The 17,606-nt window shown below is 71.4% G+C and carries 19 protein-coding genes and 1 pseudogene; 8 read left to right on the forward strand and 12 right to left on the reverse strand.

From position 1 onward, the window contains the following. From ACWEN0_RS48570 to ACWEN0_RS48580, 3 genes and pseudogenes are all read right to left on the reverse strand, one after another. A pseudogene (locus ACWEN0_RS48570) lies at positions 1 to 807 on the reverse strand (type VII secretion protein EccC); the annotation flags it as partial. A gap of 5 nt (positions 808 to 812) precedes the next feature. Beyond that, positions 813 to 1,379 carry a hypothetical protein gene (locus ACWEN0_RS48575; RefSeq protein ID WP_451988541.1) on the reverse strand — a complete coding sequence of 189 codons (567 nt, stop codon included), beginning with the start codon at positions 1,377 to 1,379 and terminating at the stop codon, positions 813 to 815. Between the two features lie 136 nt (positions 1,380 to 1,515). After that, the gene (locus ACWEN0_RS48580) at positions 1,516 to 2,085 is read right to left on the reverse strand and encodes a TetR/AcrR family transcriptional regulator (protein WP_451988581.1); all 570 of its coding nucleotides are present in this window, start codon (positions 2,083 to 2,085) and stop codon (positions 1,516 to 1,518) included. Between the two features lie 161 nt (positions 2,086 to 2,246). Between ACWEN0_RS48580 and ACWEN0_RS48585 the strand changes: the two genes are divergently transcribed. Further along, positions 2,247 to 3,608: an FAD-binding oxidoreductase gene (locus ACWEN0_RS48585; RefSeq protein ID WP_451988542.1), complete on the forward strand. Its 1,362-nt coding sequence runs from the start codon at positions 2,247 to 2,249 to the stop codon at positions 3,606 to 3,608. A gap of 21 nt (positions 3,609 to 3,629) precedes the next feature. Here ACWEN0_RS48585 and ACWEN0_RS48590 read toward each other — a convergent pair whose 3' ends face one another. The 5 genes from ACWEN0_RS48590 to ACWEN0_RS48610 form a co-directional block, all read right to left on the reverse strand. Continuing rightward, positions 3,630 to 4,373 (reverse strand): 3-hydroxybutyrate dehydrogenase, encoded by a 744-nt coding sequence (locus tag ACWEN0_RS48590; protein ID WP_451988543.1) that lies wholly within the window; start codon positions 4,371 to 4,373, stop codon positions 3,630 to 3,632. Positions 4,374 to 4,516: 143 nt separating this feature from the next. After that, positions 4,517 to 5,236, reverse strand: coding sequence for a VOC family protein (locus ACWEN0_RS48595; protein ID WP_451988544.1), 720 nt, complete (start codon positions 5,234 to 5,236; stop codon positions 4,517 to 4,519). Positions 5,237 to 5,238: 2 nt separating this feature from the next. Then, the gene (locus tag ACWEN0_RS48600; RefSeq protein WP_451988545.1) at positions 5,239 to 6,054 is read right to left on the reverse strand and encodes an alpha/beta fold hydrolase; all 816 of its coding nucleotides are present in this window, start codon (positions 6,052 to 6,054) and stop codon (positions 5,239 to 5,241) included. Positions 6,055 to 6,129: 75 nt separating this feature from the next. After that, the gene (locus tag ACWEN0_RS48605; protein ID WP_451988546.1) at positions 6,130 to 6,768 is read right to left on the reverse strand and encodes a TetR/AcrR family transcriptional regulator; all 639 of its coding nucleotides are present in this window, start codon (positions 6,766 to 6,768) and stop codon (positions 6,130 to 6,132) included. A gap of 84 nt (positions 6,769 to 6,852) precedes the next feature. After that, positions 6,853 to 7,281, reverse strand: a complete 429-nt coding sequence (locus tag ACWEN0_RS48610; RefSeq protein WP_451988547.1) for an organic hydroperoxide resistance protein — start codon at positions 7,279 to 7,281, stop codon at positions 6,853 to 6,855. A 151-nt stretch (positions 7,282 to 7,432) separates the two neighbouring features. On the opposite strand from ACWEN0_RS48610, the gene ACWEN0_RS48615 reads away from it, so the two are divergent. Then, positions 7,433 to 8,383, forward strand: a complete 951-nt coding sequence (locus ACWEN0_RS48615) for an oxidoreductase (RefSeq protein ID WP_451988548.1) — start codon at positions 7,433 to 7,435, stop codon at positions 8,381 to 8,383. Next, positions 8,380 to 8,988 (forward strand): chorismate mutase, encoded by a 609-nt coding sequence (locus ACWEN0_RS48620; RefSeq protein ID WP_451988549.1) that lies wholly within the window; start codon positions 8,380 to 8,382, stop codon positions 8,986 to 8,988. The genes ACWEN0_RS48615 and ACWEN0_RS48620 overlap by 4 nt, the downstream gene beginning before the upstream one ends. Before the next feature lie 144 nt (positions 8,989 to 9,132). Here the strand turns inward: ACWEN0_RS48620 and ACWEN0_RS48625 are convergent, their stop codons facing one another. Next, the gene (locus tag ACWEN0_RS48625; RefSeq protein WP_451988550.1) at positions 9,133 to 9,546 is read right to left on the reverse strand and encodes a MarR family winged helix-turn-helix transcriptional regulator; all 414 of its coding nucleotides are present in this window, start codon (positions 9,544 to 9,546) and stop codon (positions 9,133 to 9,135) included. Between the two features lie 100 nt (positions 9,547 to 9,646). On the opposite strand from ACWEN0_RS48625, the gene ACWEN0_RS48630 reads away from it, so the two are divergent. The 5 genes from ACWEN0_RS48630 (at position 9,647) to ACWEN0_RS48650 (ending at position 14,057) form a co-directional block, all read left to right on the forward strand. After that, positions 9,647 to 10,429, forward strand: coding sequence for an alpha/beta fold hydrolase (locus ACWEN0_RS48630; RefSeq protein WP_451988551.1), 783 nt, complete (start codon positions 9,647 to 9,649; stop codon positions 10,427 to 10,429). A 26-nt stretch (positions 10,430 to 10,455) separates the two neighbouring features. After that, positions 10,456 to 11,211, forward strand: a complete 756-nt coding sequence (locus tag ACWEN0_RS48635; protein WP_451988552.1) for an MBL fold metallo-hydrolase — start codon at positions 10,456 to 10,458, stop codon at positions 11,209 to 11,211. Positions 11,212 to 11,379: 168 nt separating this feature from the next. Continuing rightward, positions 11,380 to 12,183, forward strand: coding sequence for an IclR family transcriptional regulator (locus ACWEN0_RS48640; RefSeq protein WP_451988553.1), 804 nt, complete (start codon positions 11,380 to 11,382; stop codon positions 12,181 to 12,183). A 146-nt stretch (positions 12,184 to 12,329) separates the two neighbouring features. Continuing rightward, positions 12,330 to 13,139, forward strand: a complete 810-nt coding sequence (locus tag ACWEN0_RS48645) for an alpha/beta fold hydrolase (protein ID WP_451988554.1) — start codon at positions 12,330 to 12,332, stop codon at positions 13,137 to 13,139. 207 nt (positions 13,140 to 13,346) lie between these two features. Continuing rightward, positions 13,347 to 14,057, forward strand: a complete 711-nt coding sequence (locus tag ACWEN0_RS48650; protein WP_451988555.1) for a DJ-1/PfpI family protein — start codon at positions 13,347 to 13,349, stop codon at positions 14,055 to 14,057. A gap of 8 nt (positions 14,058 to 14,065) precedes the next feature. Here the strand turns inward: ACWEN0_RS48650 and ACWEN0_RS48655 are convergent, their stop codons facing one another. The 3 genes from ACWEN0_RS48655 to ACWEN0_RS48665 form a co-directional block, all read right to left on the reverse strand. After that, positions 14,066 to 15,493, reverse strand: coding sequence for an MFS transporter (locus tag ACWEN0_RS48655; protein WP_451988556.1), 1,428 nt, complete (start codon positions 15,491 to 15,493; stop codon positions 14,066 to 14,068). Between the two features lie 288 nt (positions 15,494 to 15,781). Next, the gene (locus ACWEN0_RS48660) at positions 15,782 to 16,681 is read right to left on the reverse strand and encodes an aldo/keto reductase (protein ID WP_451988557.1); all 900 of its coding nucleotides are present in this window, start codon (positions 16,679 to 16,681) and stop codon (positions 15,782 to 15,784) included. Then, entirely contained in the window at positions 16,678 to 17,547 is an 870-nt protein-coding gene (locus tag ACWEN0_RS48665) for a helix-turn-helix domain-containing protein (RefSeq protein WP_451988558.1), read from the reverse strand. The genes ACWEN0_RS48660 and ACWEN0_RS48665 overlap by 4 nt, the downstream gene beginning before the upstream one ends. Positions 17,548 to 17,606 lie beyond the last annotated feature (59 nt).

A 17,606-nucleotide genomic window follows, 5' to 3' on the forward strand; every position in this document is an offset into this window, starting at 1 on the left:
CTGGACGTGCGGCAGCCACTTCGCCCACTCCCACTCCTCCTTCGCGCGGCCCGCGGTGGCGACCGCGATCAGCACGTCGTCGGGACTGTGGAAGGAAACGATCTGCGCGAGCATCGCGCGGACCAGACCCCGCGTCAGTTCGAGGTCCCCTTGCAGGCACACCGCGGCGAAGCCCCGCAACGCGATCTGGGTGGGCAGGTCCGGCACGATCGAATGCGCCCGGACGAACCGGCGCAACGCCAGGGTCGAGATCGGCTCCAGCTCGTCCACCGGGCCCGTCTGCGGCGGCACGAGCCGCGTGGCCAGTCGGTGCGAACTCCGCCCCACGCGCAGGTGCAGGAAATCCGAGTCGTTCGTCCGCCGCTCCCACATCCGGCGGCTCGCCGCGAGCGACCACAGCGACTGCGGATCCGGGTGCACCCATTCCAGGGCGGCGCGCTGGTCGACCATCGCCTCACGGGCGCGGTCACGCATCTGCCCCAAGTAGCGCAGGTAGTCCTTGCGGTCCTCGTCCATCTCGGCGCGCTTGGCACCGCCGCCCTTGCCGCCACCACCGGCCATCATCCCGAGCGTCCCGACGACCGTCGTGGCGCCCAGGGCGATCGTCAGCGGGTTGCGCTGGCTGGCGGTGAACAAGAAGACCAGCAACCCCAGTGACGCCACGATCATCACGACCGGAAGCGCCTTCAGCACGATGTTGCCGGGAATGACGCGGGGCACCTCGGGCGGCGGCTCGAGGTGGACTTCCCCGCCCGGCGGGCGCGGCGCCGCCAGCCGCGGCGAGCGCTTGAACTGCAGCGTGCTCATCCGCGTCAGACGGTGCCGGCGCTGAGACCGGCCTTCTTCGCCACAGCACCGAGCCGAAGGGCCGAAACGAGGAAGAAGACGCCACCGAGCACGGCGTAACCGCCGATGGTGACGAGCGAAGCGCCGTCGCGCCCGGCCTGGAGGATGAACGAGGTCCCGGCGACGACCGAGAGGGCGCCGCTGACGATCATCGGCCACTGGCCGCCGAACCGGCGGCGGCTGAGGCCGACCGCGAACTGCACCAGGCCCGAGACGATGGCCCAGCTCCCCCACACGCGGAGGACGCCGGGGATGCCGGAGGTCGCCGCGACGGCCACCCCGGCCGCGGCCAGCAAGCTGACCGCGACGTTGACGTACAGCGCCAGCACCGAGTCGGTCGCCTTCGCCGCCCGCGCGTCGACGGCTGCCGCGGCGACGTCGAACAGCGGGTAGAGCACCAGCAGCGTGACGGCCGCCGGGCCGAGGCCCGACGCCGTGGCGATCAGCAGCGCGGCCCAAACGAGGGCGAAGGCGAAGCGGGTGAAGTACAGCCGCCGCAGCGACGGTGCGAGGGCACTGGGGGCGGTACTCACGGAGGTCTCCTTCGGTGAGCGGGCCCGCCGACGCGGAGCCCGGGTCGCTCCTTGTATGGAGCGATCAGTACACAACCCACCGTAGCGACGAGCCCGCCACTCGTCAAGACCGAACGTTCTACCCCGGAAGCGGGGGTCACTTCCTCGCGGAGGCGAGCCGGTGCTCCAGGATCCCGTCGACACCCTGGCGGAACGTGTCCGAGACTTCGGCCGGATCCGACAGGCAGCCCGCCGCCATCGCGCCGTCGCGCAGCATCACGAAGTGCCGCCCCGCCGGCTCCGCCGGAGCCTCGCCCACCTGCGCGAGCAGGTCGGTGACCGTGCGGAGGAACCACTCGCGATGCGCGAGGACGGCCCGGTGCACGGGGTGGGCGGGGTCCGGGTACTCCGCCACCGCGTTGAGGAAGGCGCAGCCCCGGAAGTGGGCCGACCCGATGCCGTCGGCGATCGTCTTGGCGATCGCCCGCAAGCCGTCGGCCGCCGGCAGGTCCCCGGCGACGACCTTGTCGATCCCTTCGCGCTCCATCTCGTGGACACCCTCCAGGTACGCGACGACCAGGTCGTCCTTGCTGGGGAAGTGCCGGTACAGCGTGGCGCGGGTGACCTTGGCCTCCGCGACGATCCGGTCGATCCCCACGGAGTGCAGGCCCTCGGCGTAGAAGATGCGCGTGGCCGTCGCGAGCAACCTCGACCGCGCTTCCGACACCTGACCTCGAGCGTTGAGCACCATCCTGCGAGTTTAGCAGATAGAACGATCGGTATCACTACGCCAAGTCACCCTCACACTCGACAGAACGCGCGTTAGAGTGAACGCTACATTCAAAGAGGAGAACGTTCGGTACTCCTCTAACTCGATGAAGGACACCCATGTCCCACACCCGCGACCACGCCCGTTCCCTCGCCGACGCCCACCGCGCGCTGCGCACCGCCGTCCCGGACCGCCAAGTGCACTCATCCGGCCCGCGATACGCTGACGGCGTCGCCTTGTGGAACGGCGCCGTGAACCACCGGCCCGCCCTCGTGCTGACCTGCACCACCACCGCCGACGTCGTGCTCGGCGTGCGGACCGCCCGCGAGTTCGGCCTGCCGCTCTCCGTCCGCTCCCGCGGCCACGACTGGGCCGGCCGCGCCCTGGCCGACGGGGGTCTCACCCTGGACATACGGCCGCTGCACGGGGTCCGGGTCGATCCCGCCACCCGGTCCGCCGAGGTCGGGGGCGGCGCGTCCGCCAACCACCTGCTGGCCGCGGCCGGCGAGCACGGTCTCGTGGGCGCGACCGGCACCATCGGCACGGTCGGGGTCGCCGGGCTCACCCTCGGCGGCGGCTACGGACCGCTGGCCGGGCGGATCGGCCTCGCCGCGGACAACCTGCTCGCCGCCGAGGTCGTCACGGCCGACGGAACGATCGTGCGCACGGACGCCCGGCACGACCCGGACCTGCTGTGGGCCCTGCGCGGCGGCGGGGGCAACTTCGGCGTCGTCACGGCGATGACCGTCCGGCTGCACGCCGTGCCGGCGGTGGTGACCGGCCTGGTGCTCTACCCCTGGCACCAGGCCGGGCAGGTGCTGGCGCGGGTCCGCGAGGCGCAGCTCGAAGCGCCCGACGACCTGACGATCCAGACCGGCGTGATCGCCGCACCGGACGGTTCGCCCGCGCTGCTCGTGCTGCCGACCTGGGCCGGCGACGTCGGCACCGGCGAAGACCCGTCGGGACCGGTGGCCGCGCTGACCCGCCTCGGCGACCCCCTGCTCGCCCAGCTGGAGACCGTGCCCCACGCGACCGCGATCGCCGGGCGGGACGCGATGTTCCCCGACGGCAGGCACGTCACCATCCGGACCCGCTCGGTGCCCGGGCTCGACGAGGGCGTCGCCGCCGTCGTCGAGCGGTTCGGCGGCCGGCTGCCGACGCCGCAGTCCGGGATCAGCCTGCACCACTTCCACGGCGCCGCGGCGCGGGTCGCCGCCGCCGACACCGCGTTCGGTCTCCGCCGGCCGCACCTGATGGCCGAGATCCTCGGTATCGGGGAAGACGTCGGCGGCTGGGCGGACGCGGCGTCGGACGCACTGGCCGGGCACGCGTTCCCCGGCGGGTACGCCAACCTGCTCGGCCCGGACGCGACCGACCAGATCCCCCACGCTTACGGCGACAACCTGCCGCGGCTGCGGCGCGTCAAGGCCGCCGTCGACCCCGATGGCGTGTTCGCCGCGACGCCGTTGCCGATGAGCTGACCGCACCGGGCCGGTACCTGGTCAGGAGGCACTCCAGCCTCCGTCCAGGACCAGCTCGGTCCCGCTGACCGAAGCGGCTTCGGGTGAGCACAGGTACGCCACCGCGCCGGCGACCTCGCCCGGCTCGATCAGCCGCTTGACCGCCGTCCTCGCCAGCAGCACCTCCGACAGCACCTCGCCGGTGCTCAGCCCGTGCACCGCCGCCTGGTCGGCCAGCTGGTTCTCGACGAGCGGGGTCCGCACGTACCCGGGGCACACGCAGTTGCTGGTGACGCCGCGGGCCGCGCCTTCCAGCGCGAGCACTTTGGACAGTCCCAGCAGGCCGTGCTTCGCACTGACGTAAGCGGACTTGTACGCACTGGCCCGCAGGCCGTGGATGCTCGAGACGTGCACGATCCGGCCCCAGCCGCGCGCGTACATGCCCGGCAGCACGGCGCGGCTGAGCACGAACGGCGCCACCAGCATCAGCCGGGTCATGGCCGCGAACCGCTCGGGCTCGAAGCGCTCGACCGGCGCGACGTGCTGGACCCCGGCGTTGTTCACCAGGATGTCGGCGTCGAACGCCCGCTCGGCGAGAGCGCCGGTCTCGCTCAGGTCGACCGCCAGCGCTTCGCCGCCGACCACCTCGGCCGCCCGCGCCGCCCCCTCGGCGTCGATGTCGCACACCACGACGTGGGCGCCCAGCCCGGCGAGCCGGGTGGCCACGGCCAGGCCGATCCCGCTCGCCGCGCCGGTGACGAGGGCGCGGCGGCCCGAAAGGCTCACGACTTCGGGGCGGCGAACGGGTTGGCCTCCGCGTGGTGGTGCCCCCACTCGTCCGACCGCCCGAAGTCGTGCGGGACCCAGTCGTCGCCGACGTCGATGCCGCCGCAGCCGATCTCCAGGTGGAACCCGCTGGGGTTGCGGACCTAGAAGGAGATCGCCTTGTCGTTCCTGTGCCGGCCCAGGCTGATCGAGATCGGCACGTCGTTGGCCTGGGCGCGGTCGTAGGCCCGCCCGACGTCGTCGATCGAGCCGTGTTCGAGCTCCAGGTGGTGGATCGACGCGGTTTCGGCGTTCGCGAGCGCGATGCTGTGGTGGGTCCGGTTGCAGCGGAAGAAGAACAGGCCCGGCGCGCGGTAGTCGGTCAGCTTGAATTCGAGCACCGACTCGTAGAGTTCGCGCAGTTCCTCGAGTTTCGGGCTGGCAAGCACGAAATGCCCCAGGCCGGTGACGCCGGGCCCGCCCGCCGGCCGCTCTGCGCCGAGGCGCACCTTGGCTTCGCCGACCGCCAGCTCCACGCGGTAGCCGACCGGGTCGGTGAACCAGCGCAGGTGCGTGGCACCGCGCAGGTCCGCCTCCTCGGCCGAGCCGTCCGCGACGGCGAACCCGGCGCCGGTGAGCCGCCCGGTCAGCCGGTCGAGCTCGCGGGGTGAGTCGACGATCCAGCCCAGCTCGCGCGGACGGTCCTCAGTGGACGGATGAAGGGCGAGACGGTACTTGAACTCGTCGAGCTCGGCGAGGACGACCTCGTCGGTGCCGGACTTGGCGTGGGTGACGCCGACGCCCAGCGTGCGCACGAGCAGGTCGGTCCACGCGTCGACGTCGGTGACGTCGAGACCGACGTAACCCAGCTTCCTGATCCCCACGGTCATCCCTCCGCCGCGGCGGCCGCGCCGCCCCGCAGGAACTCGCGGACGAGGTGGTTGAACTCGGGCGAGCGCTCGTACTGGACCCAGTGCCGGCAGTGCGGCAGCACCCGCAGCTCCGCGTTCGGGATGCCGTCGAGGATCTTGGCCGCCCACGTCAGCGGCACGGTCTGGTCCTCCCGGCCCCACACGAGCAGCGTGGGGGCGGCGATCCGGCCGAGGTCGGGGGTCAGGTCGCCGAAGTTCGGCGGGATCGGCAGCTCGGGATGAGCCCGCAGGCTGGACTCGTACCGTTCGTCGATGAGCGCGTCGGTGGCGAGCGACTCGTCGTAGACCATCAGCCGCACGAACTCGGCCATGGCCTCGCGCGACGGCTTTTCCGCGGCCATGTAACCGAAGAGCCGCTCGAGCCCGGCGGGCCACGGCGGCGCCTCCGGTGGCAGCACCCCGCCCGGCGCCATGAGCACGAGCCGGTCCACGCGATCCGGGTACCGCATCGCGATCCGCATGGCCACGGCGCCGCCGTAGGAGTTGCCGACCAGGTGGGCCCGCTCGATCCCGAGCGCCGTCATCGCGCGGGACACGCGCTCGGCGGCATGGAAGATCAGCGGCTCGTCGGTCCCGGGCCGCGGGGACGCACCCCAGCCCGGCAGGTCGACCACGATGTTGCGGTGGTCGGCGAAGGCGGGCAGGTTACCGCCGAAGTTGCTCATGCCGGTGGCGCCCGGCCCCGAGCCGTGCAGCCACACGACCGGGCTGCCCGAACCGGCCTCGGTGTAGGCCAGGCGCGCGTCACCGACATCCAGAGTGCTCGTCACTGTGCCGCCCCATTCGTTGTATGTAGCGCTCACTATACAACGGGCCGCGGTGTTATCAAGGCCGTTCGGACGTGGTCAGCGCTTGCGCTTCGGCCCCCGCTGGTCCGCCAGGCCGCGGATCAGGGCGACGAACGGGGCGACCTGCGAGCGGTAGCTCATGCCGTCGAAGCTGTTGGCCACCGAAAGCCCGTCCGTCAAGGCCCGTCCGAGGACGGCCAGCTCCTGGACGAGGGCTTCGTTGTTCTTGCCACCGCGAGGGGCGAAGATCGGGGTGAGCGCGGCGACCCAGGAAGCGTGCGCGTAGTCGCGGATGCGGCGCACGGTCGCCCGCACCGCCTCGGCGTCCTTCTGCGGGCCGACGCTGATGGCGACGAGCAGCTGCAGGTAGTCCGGGCGGCGGTCGAGGGAGTCACAGGCCGCGGAGAACCACGCTTCGAGGCGGTCGAGCGGCGCCAGTTCGTCGTAGGACGACGGGTTCGGGAACAGCGCGTGCAGCTCGTCGAACGTCCGCTCCAGCAGCGCCGCGAGGACGCCGAGCTTGTTGCCGAAGTGGTAGTAGATCGAGCTCGGCGGCAGCCCGGACTGGGCGCTCAGGTCCGAAATCGCCATGCCGTCGTAGCCCTTTTCCCCGACGAGGGCGCGAGCCGCGTCGAGGATGACCTCCTGGCTGCTCAAGCCGGCGGCCGTCGGTGCGGAGCTGGAATCCCTCGCCATCCGGCCATGATAGGTCCGCACCGGGCCCGCTCCGCACCGGGCGCGCCGGGCCGGGGAGTCTTCCGCCGGCCCGGCCACCCCGGCTCAGGCGACGGTCGCGTCGACCGTCACCGGAATGTTGCCCCGGGTCGCGTTCGAGTACGGGCAAATCGCGTGCGCGCCTTCGACGAGCTGGTCGGCGGTCGCCTGGTCCACACCGGACAGTTCCGCGTGCAGCGCCGCACTGAGCGTGAAGCCACCCTCGTCGGTCGAGTGCACCTGCACCTCCGCGACGACGGCGGAGTCGGCGACCTTGACCTTCCGCTGCGCCGCCACAGCCTTCAACGCCGAATGGAGGCACGACGCCCAGCCCGCCGCGAACAGCTGCTCCGGGTTGGTCGCACCGCCAGGGCCACCCATCTCCTTGGGGATCGCCAGGGAAATGTCGAGCAGGCCGTCGTCGGTCCGCGCCTGCCCTCCCGCGCGGCCGTCGCCGGTCGAGGTGGCGATGCCGAGGTACAGAGGCTTGGTCATGGCGGGAATCCCTTCACGATCGCGGACCAGTCCGCGATACCGAACGTTCTATCGCTCTCCACTATGCGAGCCTTCGGCCGGCGCGTCAAGACCGAACGTTCTATCTTTACTGTGTTAGAGTGATCGCTACATACAGCAGAAAGGTGCTTCCGTGACACGGCAACGCTGGTCCTTCGAGGACATCCCCGCCCAGCACGGCCGGACCGCCCTCGTCACCGGCGCCAGCACCGGACTGGGCTTCGCGATCGCGGACGCCCTCGCCCGCCGCGGCGCCGACGTCGTCCTGGCCTGCCGCGACCCCGGCCGGGCGGCCGCGGCGGCCGACCGGATCCGGGCCGTCTCCCCCGGCGCCGTCGTCCGCACCCTGCTGGTGGACTTCGCCTCGCTCGCGTCGGTCCGCGCCGCCGCGCGCCGGCTGCACGACGAGTACGACCACCTCGACCTGCTCGTGAACAACGTCGGCGGTTTCCGCGTGCGGTACGCGGTCACCGAAGACGGCTTCGAATCGACCATGGCCGTGAACCACCTCGGCCCCTTCGCGTTCACCGGCCTGGTGCTGGACCTGCTCACCGGCACCACCGGGGCGCGGGTGGTGACGGTGGGCAGCAACGGCCACCGCCAGGGCACCATCGACCCGGCCGACCTCGACCCCGAGCCCGGTCCCGCCTACCGGTTCATGGCGGCCTACAACCGGGCCAAGCTGGCGAACCTGTTGTTCGCCCACGAGCTCGACCGCCGCCTGCGGGCCGCCGGGAGCCCGGCGATCGCGGTGGCCGGGCACCCGGGCCTCGCCCGGACCGAGGGCGGGCGCGAACTGAACGCGCTGGTCCGGGCCGCGCTCAACCCCAAGGTCAACCCGCTCGCGCTCGCCCTGTCCCAGAGCGCGGCGAAGGGCGCACTCGGGCCGCTGCGCGCCGCCACCGACCCGCACGCCCGCGGTGGCGACTACTTCGGCCCGCGCGGGCGCACCGGCTACCCCGAGCTGGTCACCGCTAGCTCGCTGTCCCACGACGACCGCCTGCGGCGGCGGTTGTGGGCGGCGTCCGAACACCTCACCGACGTCACCTACCTCCCCCTCCAGGAAAGCGAGGCAAGCAGTTGACCAGCAAGGTGGCCCGCGGCATCGCCGCCACGGCACTCACGGTGGCCGGCGCGATGACGCTGACCGTTCCCGCGGCCGCGGCCGCCGAAGTTCCCGCCGCGCTCACGGCGAACGGCTCGTTCGGCAGGCTCGGCCCGCTGACCGACCTCGTCGTCGAACGCCTGCGCGTCGGCGACGACGTGGCGGCGGCCAAGTTCGGCACCGACTCACCGATCGACGACCCCGCCCGCGAGGAGCAGGTGCTGAACCAGGTGCGCGCCCAGGCCGCGGCCATCGGCCTGGACCCGGACGCGGCGGCGGCGTTCTTCCGCGACCAGATCACCGCCAGCAAGGTGGTGCAGCGCGGGCTGTTCGCCCGCTGGACGGCGCACCCGGACGAGGCCCCCACCACCCGGCCGGACCTGGGCCGGATCCGCACGCGCCTCGACCGGCTCACCACGGACCTGCTCACGCGCCTGGCGTCCACTGTGGACATCCGCGCCGAGCGGATCCCGTGCGGTGCGCAGCTCGTCCTGGCGACCGGCTCGGCGGTGGTCCTGGATCGGCTGGACGCGCTGCACCGCCAGGCGCTCGGCACCGCCGTGCACTCCGTCTGCGCGGCGTGACCGACCTGCCCTGACAACGAAGCCGCTCGCGAAGTCCAGCGGCCACCCGCCGACCGCCTGGGCATGCGCAAGCCGTGGATCTTCTCAGGCGCCGAGATCCGGCAACTCGCATTCGACCGGCCGGGCACGTGATCCCGCGCACGGTCACCGCGACCCGGCCGCTTTGATCAGGAGTTCGTACAGGACAGCCTGTTCGGCCTCGGTCAGCGTGCCGACGGTCTCGGCCAGGACGAATTCCAGGACGGACGATCCGGCCTCGAAGGCACGCTCGCCTTCGCCGGTCAGGTGATGACGGGTGGCCCGGCCGGGGCCGTCCACCCGCTTCAGCAGGCCCCGCTCGATCATGCGCTTGGCGAGGGCCCCCATCGACTGGTCGGTCTGGAAGGTCAGATCCGCCAGGGTGTGCAGCGTGGCGTCCGGCTGCTGGTGCAGGTGCCGGAGAACGTCCCACTGCACCAAGGAAAGCCCGTGTTCGGCCAGCCTGCGGTTGGCTTCGCGGTGGTGCCTCCACTGCAGCCGCTTGACAGCGAGCCCGATCTCCTGAAGCGACGGTGACACCGACGCAGCGTAACCCACCATCCGCGACCCTCCCACTTGCCAAACTAAGTATGTTTATATAAGGTTGTTTACATAGCCTACCCCACCAAGGAGAGATCGCATGAGCAACTCCGTCCCCGCCGGAAGCCTCCGGCCCATCCGCACCCTCAGCGCGCCGGCCGCCGGCGGTGTGGTCACCGTCGAAGACCGCGACCACACCCGGACCTTCCTCCTGCTGCACGGCGGAGGTGGCCCGGCGACGGTGACCGGCTTCGCCGACCTGCTCGCCCATCGCACGCACTCCCGGGTACTGACGCCGACCCACCCCGGGTTCGCCGGCACCCCGCGGGTGCCGGGTGTGGATTCGACCCGCGCCCTCGCGGCCGCCTACGTCGGCCTGCTCGACGAGCTCGGCCTCAGCGACGTCACGGTGATCGGCAACTCGTTCGGCGGCTGGCTGGCCGCCGAGATCGCGCTCCTGGGCAGCCCCCGGGTCGGCGGCGCGGTGATCGTCGACGGCGTCGGGATCGAGGTCGAGGGGCACCCGGTGACCAGCGTCGCCGGTCTCGCGCCCGCCGACCTGAGCAAACTGTCCTTCCACGACCCGAGCAAGGCGCCCGCACCGCCCGCGGCCGGCGGCACCGGACCGGGCCCGGACATCCAGGCGCTGCTCTCCTACACCGGACCGGCCATGTCCGACCCGACCCTGCTGGACCGGCTCCACGCGATCGACCTGCCCGTCCACGTCATCTGGGGCGAGAGCGACGGGATCGTCGGCACCGAGTACGGCAAGGCCTACGCCGCGGCCATCCCGATGGCGAAGTTCACCGTGCTGCCCCGGTCCGGCCACCTGCCACAGGTCGAGACGCCCGAAGAACTCCTCGGCGCCATCACCGAGCTCTGACCCTTCCCGGAAAGGACCACCACGACATGAGCACCTCCCTCGCGGTCACCCGGATCGCCCACGCGTGCCAGCTGATCGAACTCGGCGACCTGCGGATCCTCACCGACCCGTGGTTCACCGAAAAAGCCACGTACCACCAAGGCGAACGGGTCGCGATGCCCGTGTCCGCACTGGGCCGGCTCGACGCGGTCGTGATCAGCCACGAGCACTACGACCACTGCGACCTCGACGCCCTCCTCGCCGGCGGCCTCGACCCGGCCACCCCGCTCGTCGGGCCGGGCACCGTGACCGCCATCGCGAAGGCCAAGGGCTTCACCACCCTGCACACCGTCGAGGCGTGGGAGTCCGCCCGGGTCGGCGACCTCACGGTCACCGCCACCCCCGGCCAGCACGGCGTCCACGAGGTGACGTTCGTGCTCCAGGCGGGCGGCCGGACCCTGTTCTTCGGCGGCGACTCGCTGCGGGTGCCCGAACTCGACCGGATCCCCGATCGCCTCGGGCCGGTCGACCTGACGATCCTGCCCACCAACGGCCTCTGCATCCGACCGGCGGACCTGGCCCAGGTGGTGATGAACGCCGAGCAAGCGGCCGAGCTGACCGCCGTGCTGCGCCCGACGCTCGCGATCCCCCACCACTACGCCTTCCACAGCGGCTACCTCGGCGACCGCCTGATCACCAAGGGCGACCAGGACCCGCGGCACTACGCCGACGCCGTCGCCCGCCTCGCGCCGGACGTCGAGGTGCGCATCGCGCTGCCCGGGGTCCGGGTGGTCGTCCCGTAGCCGGCCCGGACAGGGTGCGGGTCCACCTTTCGAGGAGCGCCATCGGATAGAACGTTCGGTCTTGACGCAGGTGTCGTGAAGTGCGATGCTCGAGGCGGCTGCCACCACCTCCGTCTGTGCGCCGCACGAGAAAACCCGTTGGCGCCCCGTACGGAAAAGGATGCGCCAGTGGCCGAGGACGGGCACATCCGCGCGCTCCGGATCCTCGAGACGCTCGCCGCCCTGCACCAGCCGGCCGCGTTGAAGACCATCGCCGAGCGCGCGGGCCTGCCCTCGACCAAGGCCTACCGGGTCCTGCGGGACCTGCAGGAACACGGGTACGTCGACCACATCGGACGCCGCGGCTACCGGGTGGGCGCCCGCGCGGTCGCCCTGGCCTCGCTCGTGGGGCCACGCCCGGCCCTCCTGCACCGGGCCCGCCCGGCACTCGTCCGGCTCGCCGCCGAGACCAGCGAGACGGCGAGCCTGCAACTCCGCAGCGGAGCCCACCGCGTCATGGTGCTCAGCGCCGGCCCGCCCGGCACCGCCGCCCACCCGATCGCGCACATCGGCGAACGCTCGCCGCTGACCTCGGGGTGCGCGGGAACGGCGATCCTCGCGTTCCTCCCCGCCCACCAGGTCGACGACGTCCTCCTCGCCCAGCCGGGCCGGGCGGCGCGAACCGAGGTGCCGGAGCAGCTCGCCGAGATCCGCCGCCGGCGCTACGCCATCTCGCGGTCGGTCAACCACCCGGAGCTCAACGGCATCGCGGCACCGGTGCTCGACCCCGATTCGGGCCACGCCTTGGGATCGGTCGCCATCGCCGGCCACGCTTCGCGGTTGCCCGACCCGGTGCTGCACCGCCTCGCGGCACCGCTGCTCGCCGCCTGCGCCGAACTCGGCGCCCGCCTCGCGACGATCCTCGGATCGAGCGCCTCGATCCGGCTCGAATCGCTCGATGTGCCGGTTCAGGACGTGCTCGACAGCGAATGACGGCCCGGATATTCCCGCCCTCGGCCATGACGTAGGTCATTTTTCCGTTGGTTGCACATCCTGCATCTTGCGTTGGCTCGGGTCGTGGCCGCGGCCGACGATGGATCTCGAGCTGAACGATCACTGAGCAGAAAGACAGCCAGACAATGAAAAAGATCCTTCCCGCGGTCACCCTGGGGCTGGCCGGCATCGTGGCGACGGCGATCCTGGGCTCGCCGGCGAGTGCCGACGCCAAGACCGGCGCCACGGCGTCGCCGGTCCAGGTCGAACACACGAAGCCCAAGGTCCACAACGTCGTCCTGGTGCACGGCGCGTTCGCCGACGGCTCGGGCTGGCGGGCTGTGCAAGACCGCCTGGTGGCTAAGGGTTACAACGTCAGCATCGTCCAGGAACCCGAAACCAGCCTGGCCGACGACGTCGCGGCGACGCGCCGCGTCATCGCCATGCAGGACGGGCCCGTAGTGCTCGTCGGCCACAGCTACGGCGGTGAGGTCATCACCCAGGCCGGCGACGATCCCAAGGTGACGGCGCTGGTCTACGCCGCGGCGTCCGTACCCGACGCCGGCGAGACCCTCGGCGAACTCCTCCAGAAGATCCCCTCACCGACCAATGACATCAAGCCCGCCGGTGATGGGTTCCTGATGCTCGATCCGCAGAAGTTCCACGCCGATTTCGCCGCCGATCTCCCCGCCCGGCAGGCCGATTTCATGGCCCGGTCGCAGGTCTTCGTCTCCGCGAGCATCCTCGAGGAGAAGGTGACGACGGCCGCCTGGAAGACCAAGCCGAGCTACGGCATCGTCGCCGGGTCCGACATGGTCTCCAACCCCGACCTCGAGCGCTGGATGTACCAGCGCGCGAACGCGAAGATCACCGAGGTCCCCGGGTCCAGCCACGTCGTCTACATCTCGCATCCGGACAAGGTGACCTCCGTCATCGAAGAGGCGGCCGGTCGCTAGCACCGCTGCTCGCCGGCCCGCGAGAGGTGTGCGCCACCGCATTCAGCGGCTGCGCACACCTTTCGGCGTTGGTCCGGCGAACGGCGCCGTGGACAGTCCACAAAGGTCAGTCTCACGACGCAGCGCCCTGCCCGACAAATGTCGTGGAACTCCGGCGCCCGCGCGCACGACTGCTGGAGCGAGACCCCCGACAGAAAGGCGTCCCCCATGGAACGCAGGGACTTCCTCCGGCTCTCCGCCGCCTCGACGAGCACCGCCGCCCTCGCCTCGCTCGCCACCACCGGCACCGCTTCGGCCGCCCAGCCGGCACGCGGGACGCTCCGCGTGCAGATCCTGCTCTTCGACGGCGTCGAGGAGCAGGACGTCATCGGCCCCCTCGCCGTGCTGGGCCACGCCGGGCACCAGCAGGGTGAGGTCCAGGTGACGCTGGTCAACCGGGGTGCGCCGGGCGTCGTAACCGGCACGTTCGGCACGAAGTTCGGGGTGTCCACGGCGTGGAACCCGAACGCCGCCGACGACGTTCTCATCGTCCCCGGCGGTGGGTACGCCGCGAAGGACGGTCCCGGCGTCAACGCCTTGATCAAAGACAGCGCTTTCCTTCACGACCTCGGCCGCGCCCGCCACGCCGTCGTCGCCGGGGTGTGCACCGGCGTCATGGTGCTTTCGGCCGCGGGCCTGACCAAGGGCCGTCCGTGCACGACGCACCACCTCGCGAAGGCCGACCTCGCCGCCCAGCAGGCGCGGGTGATCGACGCCCGCGTCGTCGACGACGGCGACCTCGTCACCGCGGGCGGGGTCACGTCGGGCCTGGACCTCGCGCTCTGGCTGGTGACCCGGGAACTCGGCGCCGACGCCGCCGTCGGCGCGGAATCCGTGCTGGAGTACGAGCAACGCGGAGCGGTGTGGCGCCGTCCGTGACCCACCCGCTACCTGGCCACCCTCGCGGCGCGCTTCACCTTCACCGGGCGATCGTGTGCTTCCTCGATCGGTGAGGGCGTATCGAGGGACGGGACACGTTCGGCTCGCAGCGACAGCAAGGAGGATGCGAACAAGAGCGCGGCGATGAGGATCGACACCGTGGTGATGGCCCGGGCCGAGCCGTACGCCCCGGCGGTCGCGTAGAAGATGCCGCCGAAGATCGCGACAGACAGGGCCGCGCTGATCTGCAGGGTCGCGTTGACCAGACCGCTGGCCAGCCCGGCGAACGCGCGCGGGATGTGCGTGACCGTGATGCGGATCAGCGACGGCAGGGCGAGCCCTTGGCCGAAGCCGATGAGCGCCAGCGGCGCGGCCGCCCACGGTGTCTGGCCGAAGGCGGCGACGAGCCCGGCGAAGGTGAGGAACCCGATGGTCTCCAGGAGCAGGCCGAGCGCGGCGATCCGGCGTGGCATGACCCGCATGAGGTGCGGCACGGTCAGCGGCCCGATCAGGAAACCGATCCCCAGCGGCAGGATGTCCAGGCTTGCCTGCAGTGGAGTGCGGCCGACGGCCTGCTCGTGTTCCGAGAAGACGAGGAAGAACGCGGCGATCGAGTAGAACAGGGCGACCGCCACGAGAGCGCTCCGCACTCCGGGCGCGGTGACCGCCCGGGGTGGTACCAGGGGCAGGCCGCGACCACGTCGCCGACCGGCGCCGAGGGCGGATTCGTAGCGCCAGAAGCGATGCAGCAGGCCGGCGGCGACGACGAGCACGACGAAGGACCACCAGGGCCAGTCCAGGGCGCGCCCCTCGACCAGGGGGATGACGATCCCGGCGAGGCCAGTGAAGAGCAGGATCGCACCGATCCAGTCGAGCCTTTCCTCGCCCCGGGTGGGCGGGTCACGCAGGACCAGGCTGCCCACCAGAGCCAGGGCCGCGACGGGCAGGTTGAGGAGGAAGATCACCCGCCAGCCCAGCCCCCAGACGTCGGCGGTGACGAGGAGGCCGCCCAGGGATTGGCCGATCACCGCGGCGAGGCCCAGAGTCGCACCGTGGAAGCCCAGGGCGACCGTCTGGTCGCGGCCGTCGAGGCTCGCGCGGATGAGGGCCAAGGACTGCGGCGCCATCAGCGCGGCCGTCAGGCCTTGCAGGATGCGTCCGACGAGGAGCAGCCAGGGTTCGCCGGCCGCACCGCACAGCAGCGAGGCAAGGGCGAATCCGACGAGGCCGGTGAGGAAGGTCCGCCGCCGCCCGTACAGATCGCCGAGCCGGCCACCGAGGGTGAGCGCCACCGCGTAGGTGGCGGCGTAGCTCGCCACGATCTGCTGGCCCAGGAGGTCGCCGCCGCCGAGGTCGTCTTGGATCGACGGGATGGCGAGGTTGACGATGAAGAAATCCAAGGGTGGCAGCAGCGTGCCGGCCAGCAGTGTGACCACGCCTACCCACGTCCTGGTCGCCGTTTTCGATGTCGAAGTCATTACTTGGTCTCGCTTTCGGTTACGACCGCCTCATCGGTGGAGCAAGCGTCCGTAGTAGTCGTGGTCGAACCGGAATTCTTCTCCGGTTGCCCGGCAGATCACGAAGACGATGTTCAGAACCGCTCTGCCTTCGAAAATCCGGGCATGTCGAGTTCGCCGGCGATCGCACAGGGGCAGTCGGTCCCATGCCGCTCCAACACCTGGCGTGTGCCCGCGGTAGGCGGAAGTCCGCAGACCGAGCGTCGGTTACGTGGCCGCGGTGAGTTCCGCCAGCTCCGCTTCGGTGAGCCGGACCCGGGACGCGGCCAGATTCTCTTCCAGGTGGGCGACCTTCGAGGTGCCGGGAATGGGCAGGACGACGTCGGATCGGTGCAGCAGCCACGAAAGCGCCACAGTGGACGGAGTGCAGCCGTGCGCCGCGGCGATGTGGTCGACCGACCCGCCGGGGCGGGCCAGCTCCCCCGCGGCCACGGGCGCCCAGGGGATGAACCCGATGCCATGCCGGGTGCAGTGGTCCAAGACGTCGGCGGAGCTTCGGTCAGCGACATTGTACCGGTTCTGGACCGTGGCGATGTCGGCGATCAGCCGCGCCTGCTCGATCTGACCGACCGTGACCTGTGACAGTCCGATTGCGACGACCTTGCCCTCGTCTTGGAGGTTCTTCAACTCGCCGACCTGGTCCGCCAGCGGAACCGCGGGGTCGACGCGATGGAGCTGGAACAGGTCGATCCGATCGACGCCGAGCCGGCGCATGCTCAGCTGCGCCTGTTGGCGGAGGTACTCCGGACGACCGACCGGGGGCCAGGCTCGGGGGCCGAGGCGCACCAGTTCGCCGCCCCGCCTGACGGTGTCCGGGCCGTTACGGGTCAGACCCGCCTTGGTCGCGATGAGGACGTCATCCGGGTAAGGGTGGATCGCCTCCCGGATGATCTCTTCGCTGATGTGGGGACCGTACGAGTCGGCGGTGTCGATGAGCTGCACGCCGAGTTCGACGGCCCGCCGCACGACCCGCACGCACTCGGCGCGGTCCTCAGGCTCGCCCCACACCCCGAGCCCGGTCAGCCGCATGGCGCCGAAACCCAACCGGGCGACCTTCTTCCCGGCGATCTCGAAGGTGCCCACGCTGTCCGCGAGCGAGGTGGTCATGATCGGGTGTCACCTTTCTCCAGAGCCTCGGCGTCGTCGGAGCCGGTGGCCGCTTGCTCGGCCAGACGTCGTAGGAGGACCAAACCGTCGTGACTGGCGCTGCCGGGTTCGGCGCTGTACACGGACAGGTGCTGCCCAGGGGTGCTGGCGACGGCGAACGTCTCGAAGTGCAGCCTCAGCTCCCCCACTTGCGGGTGCACGAAGTGCTTCAGCTCGCTGGTCCGCGGCCGCACCTCGTAGCGGGCCCACAGGTTCGCGAACGCCGGGCTGCGCAAGCTCACTTCACCGACGACCCGCTCGATGCGCTCGTCCGCGGGAAACTGCGAAGACGACGCCCGCAGGTTGCTCACCGCGAGCCGCGCCGCGGCATCCCAGTCACCGTAGAAGGACCTCGCGTACGGGTCCAGGAAGATCATCCGCAGCAGGTTGTCGTACCGGGCGAACCCGCGGTAGAGCTCACGGGCCATCGCGTTCGCGGCGAGGATGTCCTGTGCCGCACCGACCAGGAAGGCGGGTACGTCCGGCATGCCGTCCATCAGCCGGACCAGCTCCGGAGCGACGGTCAGCGAGGTGGCCGCACGCGCCCCGAACAGCGGCAGGGCGAGCCGGAACAGGTGCGCCGCGGCGTCGTCGTCCAGCTGCAGCGCACTGGCGATCGATCGCAGCACCTGATCGGACGGGTGCCGTTCCCGGCCCTGCTCCAGCCGCACGTAGTAGTCCGTGCTCACTCCCGCGAGCAGCGCCACCTCGTCGCGCCGGAGCCCCGGCACCCGCCGCGGACCGTCGTCGGGCAGACCGACCTCCTGCACCCGGACCAGCGCCCGTCGCGCTCGCAGGTAGTCACCAAGCTCGTTGTCACTGTCCACACCGACGACAGTAATGCGGACCGGCACCCGGCGCGTGGGTGCAGCGCACCCACGTTGGC

The organism is Amycolatopsis sp. NPDC004378, from assembly GCF_053602455.1.

Bases quoted from the DNA above. Each gene is read 5' to 3' on its own strand.
- ACWEN0_RS48585 (WP_451988542.1), top strand. From the start codon at position 2,247: ATGTCCCACACCCGCGACCACGCCCGTTCCCTCGCCGACGCCCACCGC.
- ACWEN0_RS48605 (WP_451988546.1), bottom strand. From the start codon at position 6,768: ATGGCGAGGGATTCCAGCTCCGCACCGACGGCCGCCGGCTTGAGCAGC.
- ACWEN0_RS48610 (WP_451988547.1), bottom strand. From the start codon at position 7,281: ATGACCAAGCCTCTGTACCTCGGCATCGCCACCTCGACCGGCGACGGC.
- ACWEN0_RS48630 (WP_451988551.1), top strand. From the start codon at position 9,647: ATGAGCAACTCCGTCCCCGCCGGAAGCCTCCGGCCCATCCGCACCCTC.
- ACWEN0_RS48635 (WP_451988552.1), top strand. From the start codon at position 10,456: ATGAGCACCTCCCTCGCGGTCACCCGGATCGCCCACGCGTGCCAGCTG.
- ACWEN0_RS48645 (WP_451988554.1), top strand. From the start codon at position 12,330: ATGAAAAAGATCCTTCCCGCGGTCACCCTGGGGCTGGCCGGCATCGTG.
- ACWEN0_RS48650 (WP_451988555.1), top strand. From the start codon at position 13,347: ATGGAACGCAGGGACTTCCTCCGGCTCTCCGCCGCCTCGACGAGCACC.
- ACWEN0_RS48660 (WP_451988557.1), bottom strand. From the start codon at position 16,681: ATGACCACCTCGCTCGCGGACAGCGTGGGCACCTTCGAGATCGCCGGG.